Annotated in this window: 16 protein-coding genes; 14 read left to right on the plus strand and 2 right to left on the minus strand. The window is 66.2% G+C overall.

The window, feature by feature from the left end; all coding sequences use genetic code 11:
- Nucleotides 1-31: 31 nt before the first annotated feature.
- The 8 genes from AC3FKH_RS23075 (at nt 32) to AC3FKH_RS23110 (ending at nt 9,438) form a co-directional block, all read left to right on the plus strand.
- Nucleotides 32-730: an RraA family protein gene (locus tag AC3FKH_RS23075; protein ID WP_488678087.1), complete on the plus strand. Its 699-nt coding sequence runs from the start codon at nt 32-34 to the stop codon at nt 728-730.
- Nucleotides 727-1,668, plus strand: a complete 942-nt coding sequence (locus AC3FKH_RS23080; protein ID WP_488678089.1) for a hydroxyacid dehydrogenase — start codon at nt 727-729, stop codon at nt 1,666-1,668. The genes AC3FKH_RS23075 and AC3FKH_RS23080 overlap by 4 nt, the downstream gene beginning before the upstream one ends.
- 78 nt (nt 1,669-1,746) lie before the next feature.
- Nucleotides 1,747-2,718 (plus strand): Bug family tripartite tricarboxylate transporter substrate binding protein, encoded by a 972-nt coding sequence (locus AC3FKH_RS23085; protein ID WP_488678090.1) that lies wholly within the window; start codon nt 1,747-1,749, stop codon nt 2,716-2,718.
- 24 nt (nt 2,719-2,742) lie between these two features.
- Entirely contained in the window at nt 2,743-3,666 is a 924-nt protein-coding gene (locus tag AC3FKH_RS23090; RefSeq protein WP_488678147.1) for an SMP-30/gluconolactonase/LRE family protein, read from the plus strand.
- A 104-nt stretch (nt 3,667-3,770) separates the two neighbouring features.
- Nucleotides 3,771-5,075 (plus strand): MFS transporter, encoded by a 1,305-nt coding sequence (locus tag AC3FKH_RS23095; protein ID WP_488678092.1) that lies wholly within the window; start codon nt 3,771-3,773, stop codon nt 5,073-5,075.
- 107 nt (nt 5,076-5,182) lie between these two features.
- On the plus strand, nt 5,183-7,666 hold the full coding sequence (ligD, locus tag AC3FKH_RS23100) for a DNA ligase D (RefSeq protein ID WP_488678094.1): 2,484 nt from the start codon (nt 5,183-5,185) through the stop codon (nt 7,664-7,666).
- A 39-nt stretch (nt 7,667-7,705) separates the two neighbouring features.
- Entirely contained in the window at nt 7,706-8,614 is a 909-nt protein-coding gene (gene ku, locus AC3FKH_RS23105) for a non-homologous end joining protein Ku (RefSeq protein ID WP_488678095.1), read from the plus strand.
- Between the two features lie 2 nt (nt 8,615-8,616).
- On the plus strand, nt 8,617-9,438 hold the full coding sequence (locus tag AC3FKH_RS23110; RefSeq protein ID WP_488678096.1) for a tetratricopeptide repeat protein: 822 nt from the start codon (nt 8,617-8,619) through the stop codon (nt 9,436-9,438).
- A 243-nt stretch (nt 9,439-9,681) separates the two neighbouring features.
- On the opposite strand, the gene AC3FKH_RS23115 is transcribed toward AC3FKH_RS23110, so the two are convergent.
- Nucleotides 9,682-10,038, minus strand: a complete 357-nt coding sequence (locus AC3FKH_RS23115) for a hypothetical protein (RefSeq protein ID WP_488678098.1) — start codon at nt 10,036-10,038, stop codon at nt 9,682-9,684.
- Nucleotides 10,039-10,159: 121 nt separating this feature from the next.
- Between AC3FKH_RS23115 and AC3FKH_RS23120 the strand changes: the two genes are divergently transcribed.
- From AC3FKH_RS23120 to AC3FKH_RS23140, 5 genes are all read left to right on the plus strand, one after another.
- On the plus strand, nt 10,160-10,549 hold the full coding sequence (locus AC3FKH_RS23120) for a hypothetical protein (RefSeq protein ID WP_488678099.1): 390 nt from the start codon (nt 10,160-10,162) through the stop codon (nt 10,547-10,549).
- Nucleotides 10,550-10,648: 99 nt separating this feature from the next.
- Nucleotides 10,649-10,903 (plus strand): RNA recognition motif domain-containing protein, encoded by a 255-nt coding sequence (locus tag AC3FKH_RS23125; RefSeq protein WP_488678100.1) that lies wholly within the window; start codon nt 10,649-10,651, stop codon nt 10,901-10,903.
- A 28-nt stretch (nt 10,904-10,931) separates the two neighbouring features.
- Entirely contained in the window at nt 10,932-11,948 is a 1,017-nt protein-coding gene (locus tag AC3FKH_RS23130; RefSeq protein WP_488678102.1) for a hypothetical protein, read from the plus strand.
- Between the two features lie 54 nt (nt 11,949-12,002).
- Nucleotides 12,003-12,590: a hypothetical protein gene (locus tag AC3FKH_RS23135; RefSeq protein WP_488678104.1), complete on the plus strand. Its 588-nt coding sequence runs from the start codon at nt 12,003-12,005 to the stop codon at nt 12,588-12,590.
- Between the two features lie 44 nt (nt 12,591-12,634).
- The gene (locus AC3FKH_RS23140; protein ID WP_488678105.1) at nt 12,635-14,335 is read left to right on the plus strand and encodes a SulP family inorganic anion transporter; all 1,701 of its coding nucleotides are present in this window, start codon (nt 12,635-12,637) and stop codon (nt 14,333-14,335) included.
- Nucleotides 14,336-14,338: 3 nt separating this feature from the next.
- Here AC3FKH_RS23140 and AC3FKH_RS23145 read toward each other — a convergent pair whose 3' ends face one another.
- Nucleotides 14,339-15,376, minus strand: coding sequence for an AraC family transcriptional regulator (locus tag AC3FKH_RS23145; protein WP_488678106.1), 1,038 nt, complete (start codon nt 15,374-15,376; stop codon nt 14,339-14,341).
- Nucleotides 15,377-15,584: 208 nt separating this feature from the next.
- Between AC3FKH_RS23145 and AC3FKH_RS23150 the strand changes: the two genes are divergently transcribed.
- Complete coding sequence (locus AC3FKH_RS23150) at nt 15,585-16,565, plus strand: quinone oxidoreductase family protein (protein WP_488678107.1); 981 nt, start codon at nt 15,585-15,587, stop codon at nt 16,563-16,565.
- Nucleotides 16,566-16,568: the final 3 nt, after the last annotated feature.

Here is a 16,568-nt window from a genome sequence, read left to right on the forward strand (position 1 = left end):
TTATTTTTCCATCCCCCATCTGGAGTCATACATGAGCAACCAAGCCAAAGCATCCGCCGCGATTCGTCGCGATTTCGAGCGCGTCTCGCCTGAACTGGTGGAGCGTGCTTCGAAGTTCCAGGCCGCCATCCTGGCGGACGTGGTGGGCCGTCGCGGCACGCTGAACGCTCGCGTGCAGGGACTGTCGCCGTCGATGAAGGTGGCCGGCCCGGCGCTGACCGTGGAAGTGCGTCCTGGCGACAACCTGATGTTCCACGTCGGCCTGGCGCTGGCCAGGCCCGGCGATGTGATCGTCGTCGACGGCAAGGGCGACCAGACCGCCGCGCTGTGCGGCGAGATCATGGCGACCCAGGCGCAAACCTCGGGCGTCGCCGGCTTCGTGATCGACGCCGCAGTGCGCGATTCGCACGAACTGGCCCATGGCGATTTCCCGGTGTTCTCCGCCGGAACCAACCCGTGCGGCCCCACCAAGGCCATCGGTGGCCTGGTGAACTGGCCCGCTTCCGTGGCTGGCGTGGCGATCAACCCCGGCGACCTGATCGTCGGCGATGCCGACGGCGTGGTGGTGATCCCGCGCGAAGACGTGCCGGCCATCCTGGAACTGGCGCAGAAGAAGGTCGATGCCGAAGCCAAGCGCATTGCCGCGATCCGCGCGGGCGACTTGCGTCCGGGCTGGCTCGACAAGGAACTGCGCGCGGCAGGCGTGCTGGCCGAGGGTGAAACGCTGTGAGTGCCGTGAAGAAACCCGTCCTGCTGGTCACGGGCAACGACCTGGCGCCGCAGGCGCTCGCGTTGCTCAACGATTTCGAAGTGTGCTTCGCGGGCAAGCAGTGCAGCGAAGAGACCGTCGTGGCGATGGCGAAGGAGAAGGATCCGGTCGCGATCATCGTGCGCTACGGCAAGATCGGCCCCAGCGTGATGGATGCCGCGCCGTCGCTCAAGGTCATCTCCAAGCATGGCAGCGGCATCGACGCGATCGACCAGAAGGCGGCGGCCGGGCGCGGCATCGCGGTGAAGGCCGCGGTGGGCGCCAACGCGGCGGCCGTGGCGGAGCATGCGTGGGCGCTTATCCTGGCGTGCGCGAAAGCGGTGCCGCAACTGAACGACCGCATGCGCTCCGGCCATTGGGACAAGTCGACGCACAAGACCATCGAGCTGAACGGCCGCACGCTGGGCATCGTTGGCCTCGGCGAGATTGGACGTCGTGCGGCGGTGACCGGTGTGGCACTGGGCATGCACGTGATCGCCTTCGATCCGTTTGCCAAGACGGTGCCGGAAGGCGTCACGCTGGTCGACCTGGCGCAACTGTTTTGCGAATCGGATGTCGTGTCGCTGCATTGCCCGCTGACCGACGAGAACCGCGGCATGCTCAACCGCGCAACGCTGGCCACGTTCAAGGACGGCGCCATCCTGGTCAACACGGCGCGCGGGGGCCTGATCGATGAACCGGCATTGGTCGAGGCACTGGAGAGCGGCAAGCTGTACGCCGCGGGGCTAGACAGCTTTGCCGTCGAACCGATGCCGGTGCCGCATCCGTTCCAGCAGGTGCCCAACCTGATCCTGTCGCCGCATATTGGCGGCGTCAGCGACGCGGCCTACGTGAACATGGGCGTGGGTGCTGCGAAGAATGTGATCGCAGTGCTGCAGGGCGCGGCAACGCCGGCTTGAACTGAAAAAAGAATCGTCGCGTGGCTGGCCCGGCCCGTGGTCGGGCCGCCGCAATCAACGCGACCGCAGGAGACAACGATGTTTCATCGCACATTCCCTTTGTTTGTCCTCGTCGCGACGCTGCTTGGTGGTGGCATGGCACCCGCATTCGCGGCCTATCCCGACAAGCCCGTACGCATTGTCGTGCCCAATCCGCCAGGCGGCGCCGTCGATGTGGTGACGCGCAAGATCGCGCAGAAGCTCACGGTGCAGACGGGCCAGAGCTTTGTGGTCGAGAACAAGCCCGGTGCGTCGGGCACCATCGGCACGTCGCAAGTGGTCAACGCTGCCGCGGATGGCTACACGCTGCTGGCGAACGACAACTCGTACACCACGCTGCCTTATGTATTCAGGAAGCTGAACTGGGATCACCAGACTGCGCTGGTGCCGATTGCACCGTTCGCGTTCTCGCCGGTCGTGCTCGGCGTCAAGGCCGATTCGCGCTTCAAGGACCTGCAGTCGCTGGTGAGCTTTGCCAAGGCGCATCCCGGGGAAGTGACGTTCGGCACGGGCGGCCCCGGCAGCTCGCCGCACTTTGCCGCCGAGGCCTTCCAGCAGGCGGCCGGCATCAAGCTGATGCACGTGCCGTACAAGGGCGCCGGCGAAGCGATGGTGGGCCTGCTGGGCGGCAGCGTCGATCTGCTGGTGGTGTCCACACCGACCGCGCTGGCGCCGGTCAAGGGCAAGCAGATGCGGCTGCTGGCCATCAGCGGCAAGGGCCGTGTCGATGTGTTCCCGAGTGTGCCGACGTTTGCCGAAGCCGGCGTGCCCAACTTCAGCCTGTTCAACTGGTCGGGCCTGGCCGCGCCGAAGGGCACGCCCAGGGAGGTCATTGCCCGTCTGCAGGCTGAAATCCAGAAGGCCCTCCAGGCGCCGGACATGAAGGATTTCCTTGCGCAGATGGGTGCGCAGCCGGGCAACCTGGACAGCCCCGCCTTCGCGCAACTGATCCAGCGGGAAACCGCGCAGTGGGCTACCGTTGCACAGAAGGCCAACATCGAAAAGCAATAGCCGGACGACCCGCGGAGAGCCATGATGCTGCTGTTTCAGCCACCCAACGTCCGTGACGCAACGGTGCTTACCCGCCTGCCGGAATCGTTTCGCCGGCGGGACCGGGACAATGCCTGGTCGCGAGCCAATCGCGGCGGCGCAGTCACCGATTCGTTCCTCGAAGGCCCCGTGTGGGCGGATGGCCATCTGTGGGTGACCGATATTCCCTACGGCCGTGTGTTCCGCGTGTCGCTGCAGGGCGATTGGGAACTGGCGGCCGAGTACGACGGCGAGCCGAACGGCATGAAACGCATGGCCGGCGGCGACTTCCTGATCACCGACTACCGCAACGGCCTGATGCGGCTGGACGCCGGCACCGGTGCGGTCACGCCTTTCCTGGAGCGCAGGAATTCCGAGCGCTTTCGGGGCGTCAACGACCTGACTTTCGATTCGGCGGGCAACCTGTACTTCACCGACCAGGGGCAGACCGGCATGCATGATCCCACCGGCCGCGTCTATCGCCTGGCGCCCGAAGGCAGGCTCGACCTGCTGCTGGACAACTGTCCCAGCCCGAACGGGCTCGTGCTGTCGCCCGATGAAAAAGTACTGTTCGTCGCCATGACGCGCGGCAACTGTGTATGGCGCGTGCCGCTGCAAGCCGATGGCTCGGTCAGCAAGGTCGGCCAGTTCTTTACGTCATATGGGCCCAGTGGCCCGGATGGCCTGGCAATGCGCGCGGACGGCTACCTGCTGGTGGCAAATCCCGGGCTCGGCTATGTCTGGGTGCTGAACCATCGCGCCGAACCGGTCGAGGTGATTCGCACGCCCATCGGCGCGTCGCTGACCAATCTTTGCTTTGGCGGCGCCGACGGCAAGACCCTTCTGATGACTGAATCGACCACGGGCTCAATCGTGTGCGCCGACATGCCGGAAGGCGGTGCGCCGGTGCACGAAGGGCGCGCGGCATGACGCAAACCGCCCAAGCCGCCCATATCACGCTGGAATAGGCAATATCCGATCCGTCCACAACCCGACCTGCCTCTATCCCTTCGCATCATCACCGGAGCAAGACGTTGTATACCGCAGTTGCCGAGCACCAAGAAGCCAATCTGGAAGCCGACACGATCAGGAAGATTACCTGGCGCATCGTGCCGTTCCTGATGGTCTGCTATTTCTTCAACCTGCTGGACCGCGTGAACCTGGGCTTCGCGGCGCTGGAGATGAACAAGGACCTGGGATTCAACGCCGCCGTCTATGGCCTGGGGGGCAGCATCTTCTTCGTGTCCTACTTTCTTTGCGAGGTGCCCAGCAACCTCGCGCTGCAGAAGGTCGGGGCGCGGCGCTGGATTGCCCGCATCATGATCTCGTGGGGCATGGTGTCGGGGGCTATGGCCTTCGTGTCGGGCGAGACCTCGTTCTATACCATCCGGTTTCTGCTCGGCGCGGCGGAGGCAGGCTTCTTTCCGGGCGTCATCCTGTACCTGACGTACTGGTTTCCGTCCGCCTACCGGGCGCGCATCGTGGCCACGTTCATGGTGTCGATCCCGCTGGCCAGCTTCCTCGGCTCGCCGCTGTCGGCGGCGCTGCTGCACGTGCATGGCTTCATGGGGCTGAACGGCTGGCAGTGGCTGTTCCTCCTGGAGGCGTTGCCGACCGTGCTGCTCGGCATCGCCTGCCTGTTCGTGCTGACGGATCGCCCGCAAGTCGCCAAGTGGCTGAGCGAGGAAGAGAAGGGCTGGCTGAAAAGCCGCATGGACGGTGAACGCGCGGGCAAGAAGCTGGTGGGCAAGGCATCGATCTGGAAGCTGCTCCGCAACCGGCACTTCCTGGTGATGGCAATCGTGTGCTCGGGGGCATCGGCTGCGGGCACATCGCTCTCGCTGTGGCAGCCGCAGCTGCTGAAGTCGTTCGGCCTGACCACGTTCGAGACGGGGCTGGTCAATGCGCTGCCGTACGGACTGGCCTGTGTGCTTATGGTCTTGTGGGGACGGCATTCGGACAAGACCGCGGAGCGCCGCTGGCATACCGCCATTCCGCTCGCCTGCATCGCGCTCGGCCTGCTGACGACGCTGGTCGCGCCGTCGCTGCTGCCCACGCTTGGCGGACTTAGCCTGGCGCTGGCCGGCGCCTATTCGTTCAAGGGACCGTTCTGGACGCTGTCGTCGAGCTGGCTCGATTCCGATTCCGCTGCGGCGGGGCTGGCGGGGATCAATGCCGCGTCGAATCTCGTCGGTGGCGGGATGGTCTCGCTGATCGGCCTGATCAAGGCTTCGACGGGAAGCTACGGGCTGGCGCTGCTGCCGATCGTCGCGCTCACGCTGGTGGGCAGTGCCGCCTTGCTGTGGATCAGCAGGAAGACCGCGACAGCGCCACAGTAGCGGCAACGCCGGCCGCCGCGCGATTGTGATCGACTGATTGATTTTCTGACGCCCAGGTAGGAGAACGCCGGCTACGCCCCTCGCATGCTCGCGCCTATGCTGTTCACATGGCGCACGATTCGCTTGCCCGCTACCGCGACAAACGTGATTTTCGAATCACGGAAGAGCCGGCTGCGCGCAAGCGTACCCGCCGCTCCCCGACGAAGCCGCTGCGCTTCGTGATCCAGAAGCACTGGGCGCGGCGCCTGCATTACGACTTCCGTCTTGAACTCGATGGGGTGCTGCTGAGCTGGGCGGTGCCCAAGGGGCCAAGCTTTGACCCGTCCGACAAGCGCATCGCGATCCACGTCGAGGACCATCCGATCGACTATGCCGGCTTCGAGGGAACGATTCCGCCCAGGCAATACGGCGCCGGCTCCGTCATCGTCTGGGACAACGGCACGTGGGAACCCGTCGGTGATGCCCAGGCTGGCATGGCGAAAGGCAAGCTGGAATTCGCGCTGCATGGACAGAAACTGGCGGGCCGCTGGGAACTGGTGAAGATTTCGAAACCCGGAGAGGCCGACGACCAGTGGATGCTTTTCAAGAAGCGCGATCAGTGGGCACGGCCTCACGCGGAGTTCGATGTCATCACGGCCCTGCCCGACAGCGTGGTCGCGCATCCGCTCGGATCGGTCGAGCAGCGCGAGAACAGCCGCGGCGTGAAGGAGCCGGACGAAGCCGATCTTTCGGCGGCCGTGAACGCGCCATTGCCGGCGCGCCTCGCACCGCAGCTTGCCACGCCGACGGCCAGCCTGCCATCAGGCGGCGGATGGATCATCGAGACGAAGTTCGATGGCTACCGGCTGCTCGCACGGATCGTCGACGCCAAGGTGCACCTGATCACGCGCAACGGCCATGACTGGACCCGCAAGCTGGCCAGCCTTGCCAAGGAAGTCGAGAAGCTCGATATTTCCGAGGGCTGGCTTGACGGTGAAATCGTGGTGCTGCGCGATGGCTTGCCGGATTTCAATGCGTTGCAGAACGCGATCGACGGGCATCAGAACGACGCGATCGTCTACTTCCTGTTCGATGTTCCGTACTGGGAAGGGCGCGACCTTCGCCGCGTGCCCTTGCGCGAGCGCCGCGCGCATCTGGCCCGGCTGATCGGCGAGCACTCGGACCGCGTTCGTTTCAGCGAGAGCTTTGACGCTCCCGCGGCACAGGTCTTCCAGGCCGCGGCCGAGCTTGGCCTGGAGGGCGTCATGCTGAAGCGGGCCGATTCCGTCTATAGCTCATCGCGCAATGCCGACTGGCTCAAGGCCAAATGCCGCTTGCGACAGGAATTTGTCATCTGCGGCTTTTCGGAGCGGGAGGGCGCCCCGAGCGAAATCGGCAGCTTGCTGCTTGGCGTGAACGAGGACGGCCAACTGCGCTATACCGGCAATGTCGGCACGGGGTGGGACAGCAAGACTGCCGCGACCCTGCGGAACAAGCTTTCAAGGCTCGCGACCGAAGCGGCCCCGTTTCCACCGGCCACCATTCGGCGCAGCCGTTGGGGGACGGCGCGGACCAGTGCGCCGCAGTGGGTGAAGCCATCGCTCGTGGCCGAAGTCGAGTTTGCCGAATGGACGTCATCGGGACAGGTGCGCCAGGCATCGTTCAAGGCGCTGCGCGGCGAAACGCCGGCGAGCGACGTCCGGCGCGAAGCCGTACGGGTCGATCCCACGCCATCGCGCACCAACGTGAAGGTCACCAACCCCGAGCGCGTGATCGATGCCTCGACCGGCACCACCAAGCTCGAGCTGGTGCGCTACTACGAGAGCGTGGCGGAGTGGATGCTGCCCCATCTCGCACTGCGCCCCGTGGCCTTGCTGCGGGCACCGGACGGCATCGGCGGCGAGGTCTTCTTCCAGAAGCATGCCGAGACCACGAGTTTGCCGGGCCTGACCGAACAACCTGCGGCATTGTGGCCGGGACACGGCCGCCTGCTGACGGTGGAGTCGGCCGACGGGCTTGTCGCCGCCGCGCAGCTTAACGTGGTCGAGTTCCACACCTGGAATTCGACGACCGCAGACCTGCTCCAGCCGGATCGCGTCATCTTCGACCTGGACCCCGGGGAAGGCGTGCCGTGGCAGCACGTGCAGGAGGCCGCCTTGCTCGTGCAGACCCTGTTGGGCGAACTGGGCCTGCAGGCGTGGCTGAAGACGAGCGGCGGAAAGGGTTTGCACGTCGTCGTGCCACTCGCTCCGGCGCTTGACTACGATACCGTGAAGGCCTTCTCGCGAGCGGCCGTCATGCACCTGGCGCGGGCCATTCCGCAGCGGTTCGTGGCGAGGTCCGGCCCCAGCAATCGCAAGGGCCGGGTCTTTGTCGACTACCTGCGCAACGGCACCGGGCAGACCACGGCAGCGGCATTTTCGGCGCGCGCCCGGCCAGGCATGGGGGTGTCGATGCCAGTATCATGGGACCAGTTGCTGCAGCTCAAAAGCGCGGATCAATGGAACGTCGGGAACGCTCGGGAATACCTCAGCTTCCGCACCGGCGACCCGTGGAGTGGCTTCTGGTCATCCCCCCAGACCCTGGAAGGCGCGATCGAGCACCTGGCCTGAGCGCGCATGGTTTTTAGTTTGTGACGTGGAGAGTGCATCATGGCCGCGCGATCACTGGCATCCCTGTCCCTGTCGTTCGGCCTCGTGTCGATTCCGGTCAAGCTGTACACGGCGACAGATTCCGAAAGCGCGGTGCGCTTCAACCTGCTCAGCAAGGAAGGCTCGCGGCTCAAGCAGCAGTATGTGTCGGAGCAGACGCGGGAAGTGGTCCCGCGCGACCAGATGGTCAAGGGCTACGAATTCGAGAAGGACCAGTTCGTGATCTTCAGTCCCGATGAACTGAAGGCGCTCGAAGAAGGCGCGAGCCACCTCGTGGAGATCGTCGCGTTCGTGCCGGAGAAGGGCGTCGACCCGATCTATTACGACAAGACCTACTACATCGCGCCGGACAAGCGTGGCGGCAAGCCGTACAGCCTGCTGCGTGCCGCCATGGCCAAGACCGGGCGGTGCGCCATCGCCAAGTGGGCCGCGAAAGGCAAGTCGCACATGGTACAGATCCGGCCGATCGAGGGCGGCCTGGTCTTCCAGCAGTTGCTGTTTGCCGATGAAATCCGGTCGATCGTCGACCTGCATGTCGAGGAAGTCGCGGTGTCCGACGCGGAACTGAAGCTGGCGATCCAGCTGATCGAGCAGGCCTCGGAGGATCACTACGATGCGAGCCAGTATCGCGATGAGGAAAAGCAACGCGTCCTGGCTGCCATCGATGCAAAGATCGCCGGCAAGCAGATCGTTTCGCCGGAACCGGTCGAGGTCTCGCCGTCCGGCCAGGTCATTGACCTGGTGGAGGCGCTGAAGAAGAGCTTGTCGGCCGGCAAGAGGACGGCGCCGGCTGCCAAGACCGCCGCTGTGAAGGCGGCGACGGGAGAATCGTCGGCGCCGAGAAAGGGCGCCAGGCGAACCGCGCCCGCCGTGGCGGCCGTTCCCAAGCGTGCGGCGAAGAAGGCGTGAGCATGCAGTCTTACACATTGAGCGACGTGCTGGCCCTGGTCGGCATTTCGCGTTCCGTGGTCAATGCCATGCTGACGGCCGGCGTGGTGACGCCCGGGCGTGACCGCGGCAACACGTACCGCTTTTCCTTTCAGGACCTGCTGCTGTTCCGTACCGCCCATTCCTTGCGCGCCGCGAACGTGCCCACGCGGCGTGTGGTCCGGTCACTCAAGAAGCTCGAAAGCCTGGAAGCCGGTCGGCCCCTGACCGGTGTCCGCATTACGGCGCATGGCGGCACCGTTGCCGCCCGGGACGCCCACGGTCAGTGGCAAGTCGAGACCGGCCAGCGGATCATCGATTTCGACGCGCGCGAGCGTCCGTCCCGCGTGGTGACGATCGGGGCGCCGACGACGCGGACGCCGGCGGCAGCGATGGATGGCTATACGCTGTTCGAGATGGCCCAGGAGCTTGAGCGCGCAGGATCCGACGAAGCCGCGGCGGTCTACCGGCAGGCCATCGCCGCGGAGCCGGGGCTGGTCGATGCTTACGTGAATCTCGGGTACATGATGTGCGAGCGCGCCGCGTTCGACGAAGCCATCGCGCTGTATCGAACCGCACTCGAACAAGGCACGGATGCGCCGCTGATTCGCTTCAACCTGGCGGTGGCGCTGGAGGATAGCGGCGATGCCGTGGCGGCGCTGGCTGAGTACCATGCCTGTATTGCGCTGGCTCCCGATTTTGCGGACGCGCACTACAACGCGGCTCGGCTGCATGAAGCGCTGGGGGACAGCCAGCGGGCCATCCGCCACTATCACCAGTACCGGCGGCTGGAGCCCGGCCGCTGACGCGGCGGCTTTGGACGGCACGGCGTGCCACGAATTCAGGTGCCCCGGGTTGTCCGAAATAGTGCGGTTGCTGACACGCCTGCAGGGTAGATTTCGTTGACAGGTCATGGGAAAGTCAGGGACCGGAAGTTCATGGCGTGGACATCCGATACCACTCCAGCCCTCGTCCTCCCCGGCCGAGGGCTTCTTTTTTTGACGCTGCCCGATCGCTGGCGGGAGATTCCAGTTGCCTGACGGCGTGGCTCACGTGCAATTCGCCCGGTACGTCTCCTGCAATTCCTTGCGGCTCTTGTCCCGTTCGATCTTCGGGATCGGGCGACCCTGCGCGTTATGCGTGGCGGTACCCGACGACTGGTAATTCCGCTGTTTCGAGGTCCCGTTGAATTCATCCTTCAGCGCTTCGCACTTGGCGCGCCTGGCTTCGTCGGGATCGGTGCTGCCGCCCGAGGGCGGGCGATAGGGGTTGGTGCCGCCCTGGACCGCCTCGGAGATCGCGTTGGCCGCGCCCTGGCCCTGGCCCGGCGCGGTCTGCGCCTGGGCCGTGGAGGCTAGGCCCAGCACCATCAGGCCGGTCAGAAACAACGGAAGGGGCTTGCGCATGGGGTCTCCGGAGGAAGGGAATGCCGCTGGCCTGTCCAGCGGGCTAGACTAAGGTTAGCGATGCCGGGCTCGGTATGTCAAAGCGGCACGCCCTGGACGGGGATTCGAGAGGGGGGCCTCCATGCGTCTGAACCATTCCCGCCATGCGCGGGCTGCCGTGCTGGTGCTCGTCATGGCGACGTCGCCGGTCCACGCGTATTTCGATCATTTCCTGAAAAACACCGTCGTCGGGACCCTTCAGAAAGACGAGGTTCCGCAATACATCCAGCTCTACAAGGACGCGCTCGCCAACCTGCCGGATGGCGGCACGGCGCCCGTGCACTTTCCCGCGGTCAACCGGCGTCCGGCCATCGACGGCACGCTCACGGTCGAGCGCAGCCGGACGGAGCAGGGTAAAAAATGCCGCCGCGTGCGTTCCGACCTGACGCAATCCGGCCGCAAGGAACGCTGGGCGGGATGGTTCTGCCAGACACCGGACGGGGACTGGAAGCGGCAAACCTCGAAGCGCTGAGCCGGCTTTTACACACCGAATGCCTTGTACTTCACCAAAGATGAGCTAGAACATACAGGGGATGCGGCCACATTTGTGGCGACGAACGGGGGATTGATCATGGCCGTGTTGTTTCTGGGGAACGTCGACGCCGGGACCACCGACGAGGAAGTTCGGGATTTCCTGACCAAATACGGCTTCCCGGCCTGCGACGAGATCGAGCATGTGCAGGGCGACGGCACGCATCCGGGCGTGACGCTGATCTTCAACGAACTCGCCCCCGAAGCGCTGCGCAAGCTGCAACCGCGCGTCCATGGCATGTTCTGGAAGGGCCACAAGATCAACGCCATGGTGATGGCCGAACGTTACCGGTGACATAAGCGGCTCACCGGCAAACGCCGCCATGGGCTTTCTGCGGTGGATCCAGCGGCAGGGCCGTAAGCCGCAGCGCCGCGACGACAAGGAACTCGTCGCGATGACTGCGCGCGTGACGGCGCTGAACCCGCGCCTGCGCCTGGTTTCGCACTACGAGAAGCGGCTGGCGCCGGGGTTGCGCACGGCGCTGGAAGCGGTCCGCGCGACCGTGGGCGGACTGCCCGCCCCGCGCGAAGCCAGCGAGGCCGCCTGGGACAGCGATCCTCATATCCACGCGTACTTCGGCACCGCGGCGGACGTCGTGCGTGCCTTCAGCCGTTCACCGGACCTGCGCGAGTTCTTCGACCGTACCCCGTTCGCGGAACACGCCTATGCCGTGCTCGGCATGGCCATGACCGAGCGCCGCACGCTGGGCGTGGCGCTGGAAGGCGATGTCATGCACACGGACGTGCCCCAGACGCTGGTGTCGTTCAGCGACTACCAGCTGAGGATCTGCGCCGAATCCGACGCCGCGCTGCGCGCGGAGATCCTGCTGCGCATGCTGGACCAGTTCGCCATCGAGGCCATGGCGCAGTTCGCGGCGGGCAAGGGCCGCCGCGACACGCTCGAGCGCGAGCAGGCCCTGCTCAAGGCGCAGCTCAAGCTTTATGAGCGCCAGGGCATTGGCCTGCGCTCGATGGTGGGCGGCGAGACGGCCGACGGGGCGGCGGTCCAGTCAGTCAGGGACGAGATCGCGCAGAACGAGGGCGAGCTGGCCGCGCTGGGCCACGGCGGCGACACGCTCGAGCGGCAGCTCGAATGCCTGGGCGAAGTCCTGGGCGACGCCGCCAACCGCATGCATGTCCAGCGGCGCCAGATCCGCCTGAGCCAGGTGAACGTGATGCTGGGGGCGGACAGCACCGTGCCCGGTGTCGACCTCGAACTGCTTTGTGCGCACGTGCCCGGCGATCCGCCGCTGGTGCGGTGGTTTTCGATCGTGCGGTTCGCGCGGGCCGACATGCTGTCGCAGGCCACGCTGCTGGACGAGGCGGCACGCATGTTGTAGCCCGAGGGCGGAATCCACCGCCCGAATTTCCCAACCTGGCGCAAGGAGCCAAGCATGAATTCCAGCAAGATACTGGTCGCCGCCGCCCTGGCCGCGGCATCCCACCTGGCCATGGCCCAGCCGGAGACCCGCGTCGATGCGGCTTCCGGCGTGGGCGCGGCCATGGTGACCGGCACGGTCAAGTCCACGGCGACGATCACGGCGATCGATCCCGCCACGCGGACGGTCTCGCTGAAGAACAAGCAGGGCAAGGTCACCGACGTGCAGGTCGGGGACGAGGTGCGCAATTTCGACCAGCTCCGCGTCGGCGACACAGTCACGGCGGAATACAAGGAAGCCCTTTCGGTCAACCTGACCAAGCAGACCGGCATGCGTTCGAGTACCGAGCGTGCGATGGAAGACCGAGCCGCGCCTGGCGCCAAGCCCGGCGGCATGGTCGGGCGCGAGGTGACCGTGACCGCCGATGTCGTCGCCGTGAACAGCAAGACCGGCAAGGTGACCCTGAAGGGGCCAAAGGGCAGGATGGTGGACCTGCATGTCGAAGACCCGCAGCAGCTGAAGGGCATCCGCAAGGGCGACCAGGTCCAGGCCGTGTACACGGAGGCGCTCGCGGTCTCGGTGACGCCCAAGGGCGGTCACTAGGCGCGCCAGGCCGTCGGACGGAACCCCGGAGCCCGGAGCACGCCATGCGCGACCACGCGGGCCCGGCGCCCGGGCGTCCGCGCTGGCTGCCCGCGTGGCTGCGCACCTACCGCAAGGCGGATCTCGGGCCTGACGTCATTGCCGGGATGACCACGGGCGCCGTGGTCATCCCGAAGGCGCTCGCTTATGCCACGATCGCGCAGCTGCCGGTGCAGGCGGGTTTGTACACGGCATGCGTGCCGATGGCGGTCTACGCCATCGTCGGGGCGTCGCGGCGGCTCAGCTTCAGCACCACGGCAACGCTGGCGATCCTGGTTGGCGGGGCGCTGGCACGCGTCAATCCATCGGGCGACGCGGCGGCGGCAATGGCGGCGTCCGCGACGCTCGCGCTGCTGGTCGGCGCCATCCTGCTGGCCGGCGCGTTGCTGCGCTTCGGCTTCATCGCCGACTTCATCTCCGACCCGGTGCTGACCGGCTTCAAGGCCGGGATCGCGGTAGTGATCCTGATCGACCAGGCACCCAAGCTGCTCGGCATCCATATCGACAAGGGCTCCCCGCTGCACAACCTGGTGGCGATCGTCCAGGGACTGCCGCACACGTCGCTGGCCACGCTCGGGCTCGGGGTCGCCACCATGGCCCTGATCGTGGTGATCGAGCGGCTCTGGCCGCGCGCGCCCGCGCCGCTGATTGCCGTCGCGGCCGGCATTGCCGCCGCCGCCATTCCCGCGCTGCGCGCGGCCGGCGTGGAAACCGTCGGCCACGTGCCGGCCGGCCCGCCGGCCCTGACCCTGCCGGATTTGTCGGCACTGGCCGCCCTGTGGCCTGCGGCGCTCGGCATTGCCTTGATGAGCTTCACGGAGTCCATCGCTGCGGGACGCGCCTTTGCCGACCGCGGCGAAGCGCCTGCGCCCGCCAATCGCGAGTTGTTCGCTTCGGGTATCGCCAACGTTTGCGGCGCGTTCTTCGGTGCCATGGCTTCAGGTGGCGGCACCTCGCAGACCGCCGTCAACCGGCTGGCGGGGGCGCGCTCGCAACTCGCGGGGCTGGTCTCGGCGGCGCTGGCGCTGGCGGCCATGCTGCTGCTGGGCCCGCTGATCGGCAAGATGCCGCACGCCACGCTCGCGGCGATCGTGATCGTGTACTCGGTTGGCCTGATCGACCTGGCCGAGTTCCGCGCCATCCTTGCGATTCGCCGCACCGAGTTCCTCTGGGCGCTGGTCGCCATGGCGGGGGTGGTCCTGCTGGGCACGCTGCAGGGCATTATCGTGGCCATCGGCGTGTCGCTGGTCGCGCTCGCGCGGCAGGTGGCGGACCCGCCGGTGCATGTGATCGGGCGCAAGCGGGGCACGGCGGTGTTCCGGCCATTGTCGCCTTCGCATGAGGAGGACGAGACCTTTCCCGGCCTGCTGTTGCTGCGGCCCGAGGGCCGGGTCTTCTTCCTCAATGCCAGGCACATGGGCGAGAAAATGCAGGCCTTTGTGCGCGCCTATGATCCCGCGGTGATCGTGCTCGACTTGCGCGCGGTGTTCGATATCGAATACACCGCGCTGCGCATGCTGGTCGACGGCGAAGCGCGGCTGCGCGGCGAAGGGCGCGAACTGTGGCTGGTGGGCCTGACGCCCAATGTGTTCGAGATCATTCGCCGTTCGGAGCTGGGGCCGCGGCTTGGCACGGAGCGGATGTTCTTCAGCCTCGAGCAGGCTGTGGCGCGCTTTGCCGAGCGCCGCAAGTCCGAGCGGGAATGAGCGTCAGCCCGGTGGCCCTGGATGGACGGGGGCAGGCTGCGGCGCGCGCGCGCCATGCCGGCGCCGCCAGGTCACGGGCGCCTCGCCGAACTGGCTGGAGAACCAGCGCGTGAACGAACTCGCCGAGCCGTACCCCAGCAATTCGGCCACGCGCAGCAGCGAGTACTGCGGATTCTCCACATAGCGCCGCGCCAGTTCGCGGCGCACCTCGTTCAGGATGTCCGTGAAGGTTTCGCCGGCTTCATCGAGCTGGCGCTGCATGGTGCGCAGGCTCATGCCCAGTCCCTGCGCCACGGCTTCGCACGTGGCGCGGCCCATCGGCAGCATCAGGTACACGGCGCTGCGCACGTCGCGTCCGATCGACGGGGCATTGACGCGCGGCAGCGTATCGACAAAGCGCTGCGCATAGCGCGCCATGCCCGGATCCGCGTTCGGGATGGCGGCGTCGAGGTCGGCCGCCAGGCAGGTGATGCCATTGAACTCGCTGCCGAACTCCAGCGGGCAGCCGAACAGGCGGCGGTGGACCTGCAGGTCGGCCGGGGCCGCATGGGTGAAATTGACATTGAGCGGATGCCAGTGCGGCCCCAGCAACGCACGGCACAGCCGGAACACCACCCCGAGAGCCAGTTCGCTGCCCTGCCGCGAAGGCGTATCGAGTACGACTTCCTGCCGGATGATGACGACCTTTCCCGCATCTTCAAGCAGGATGGCGAGAGATTCATTGACCAGGTGCCGATAGCGGATGATCGTGGCCAGCGCATCGCGCAACGTGGGCTGCTGGCTGATCAGCAGGCTCATCACGCCGAAGTCCGACAACTGGCGCGACTCGGCCATGCGCAGGCCGAAGGTCTCGCATTGCGCGGCCTGGGCCGCGAGTTCCAGCAGCCTGGCGCAGGCGTTGACGGAAACGCGCTGGTCCGGGTCGCCCAGCAGCGCACGTGACAGGCGCGCTTCCCGCAGAAGCGGCTGGGGATTGAGGCCGAGATCCCGGGCCACTTCAAAGAAGTTGGTCACTGCGCCGGCGCGTATCAGCGTGTCCAAGGCTTGTCTCCGAATTCTTGTTATGTGCGGCGCACGCCTGCGGGGGCGTGCGCAGTGCTGCATTGTCTTCGCAGCGCATGATAGGCGGCCGTGGCATGAAATGCAAAGTCGGCGGAGGCCAATGCAAAGCGGCGCGCGCCAGCAGATCCTACATTTCAGGGCATGAGCGGCGCCCCTTGCGCCGACGCAAATACCAGGAGACGAGCAAATGGCAAAAGTCGTGCGCATGTATGAGGCCGGTGGCCCCGAAGTGCTTCGCGTGGAAGAGATGGAAGTCGGCGACCCGGGTCCGGGCCAGGTACGTATCCGCCACGTGGCGGTGGGCCTGAACTACGCCGACACGTATTTCCGCAACGGCACCTACCCGGTGCCACTGCCGGCCGGCATGGGCGTGGAAGCCGCGGGCGTCGTGCAGGCGGTCGGTCCGGGTGTCACCAACGTTGCCGTGGGCGACCGCGTGACCTATACCGGCTTCATCAACACGCTGGGCGCGTACAGCACCGAGCGCCTCGTGCCGGCCGCGCCGCTGATCAAGCTGCCCGAAACCATCGGCTTCGAGACGGCTGCCGCCATGACCATGCGTGGGCTGACTTCGGCATACCTGATGCGTCGCATCTACAACTTCAAGGAGGGCGACACCATCCTGCTGCATGCCGCAGCGGGCGGCGTCGGCCTGATCGTGTCGCAATGGGCGAAGCTGCTGGGCCTGAACGTGATCGGCACGGTATCGAGCGAAGCCAAGGCCGAAGTGGCGCGCGCCCATGGCTGCGACCACATCATCAACTACAGCCATGAGGACGTGGCCAAGCGCGTGCGTGAACTGACCGACGGCGTGGGCGTGTCGGTGGTGTTCGACAGCGTCGGCAAGAGCACCTTCATGTCGTCGCTCGACTCGCTCAAGCGGCGCGGCACGATGGTGTGTGTCGGTACCGCTTCTGGCCCGATCCCGCCGTTCGATCCGGTACTGCTGGCGATGAAGGGTTCGCTGTTCCTGACGCGTCCGGCCCTGGCCGACTACATTGCCGATCCGGCCGAGAAGGCCGAGCTGGCCGGCGAAATCTTCGGTCATGTCGGCGCGGGCCGGATCCAGATCGAGATCAACCAGCGCTATGCGCTCGAAGACGCGGTGCAGGCGCATCGGGACCTGGAGTCGCGCAAGACCACGGGTTCGTCGATCTTCGTGATCTAAAGG

The organism is Cupriavidus sp. 21MJTG02-4 (genome assembly GCF_057798975.1).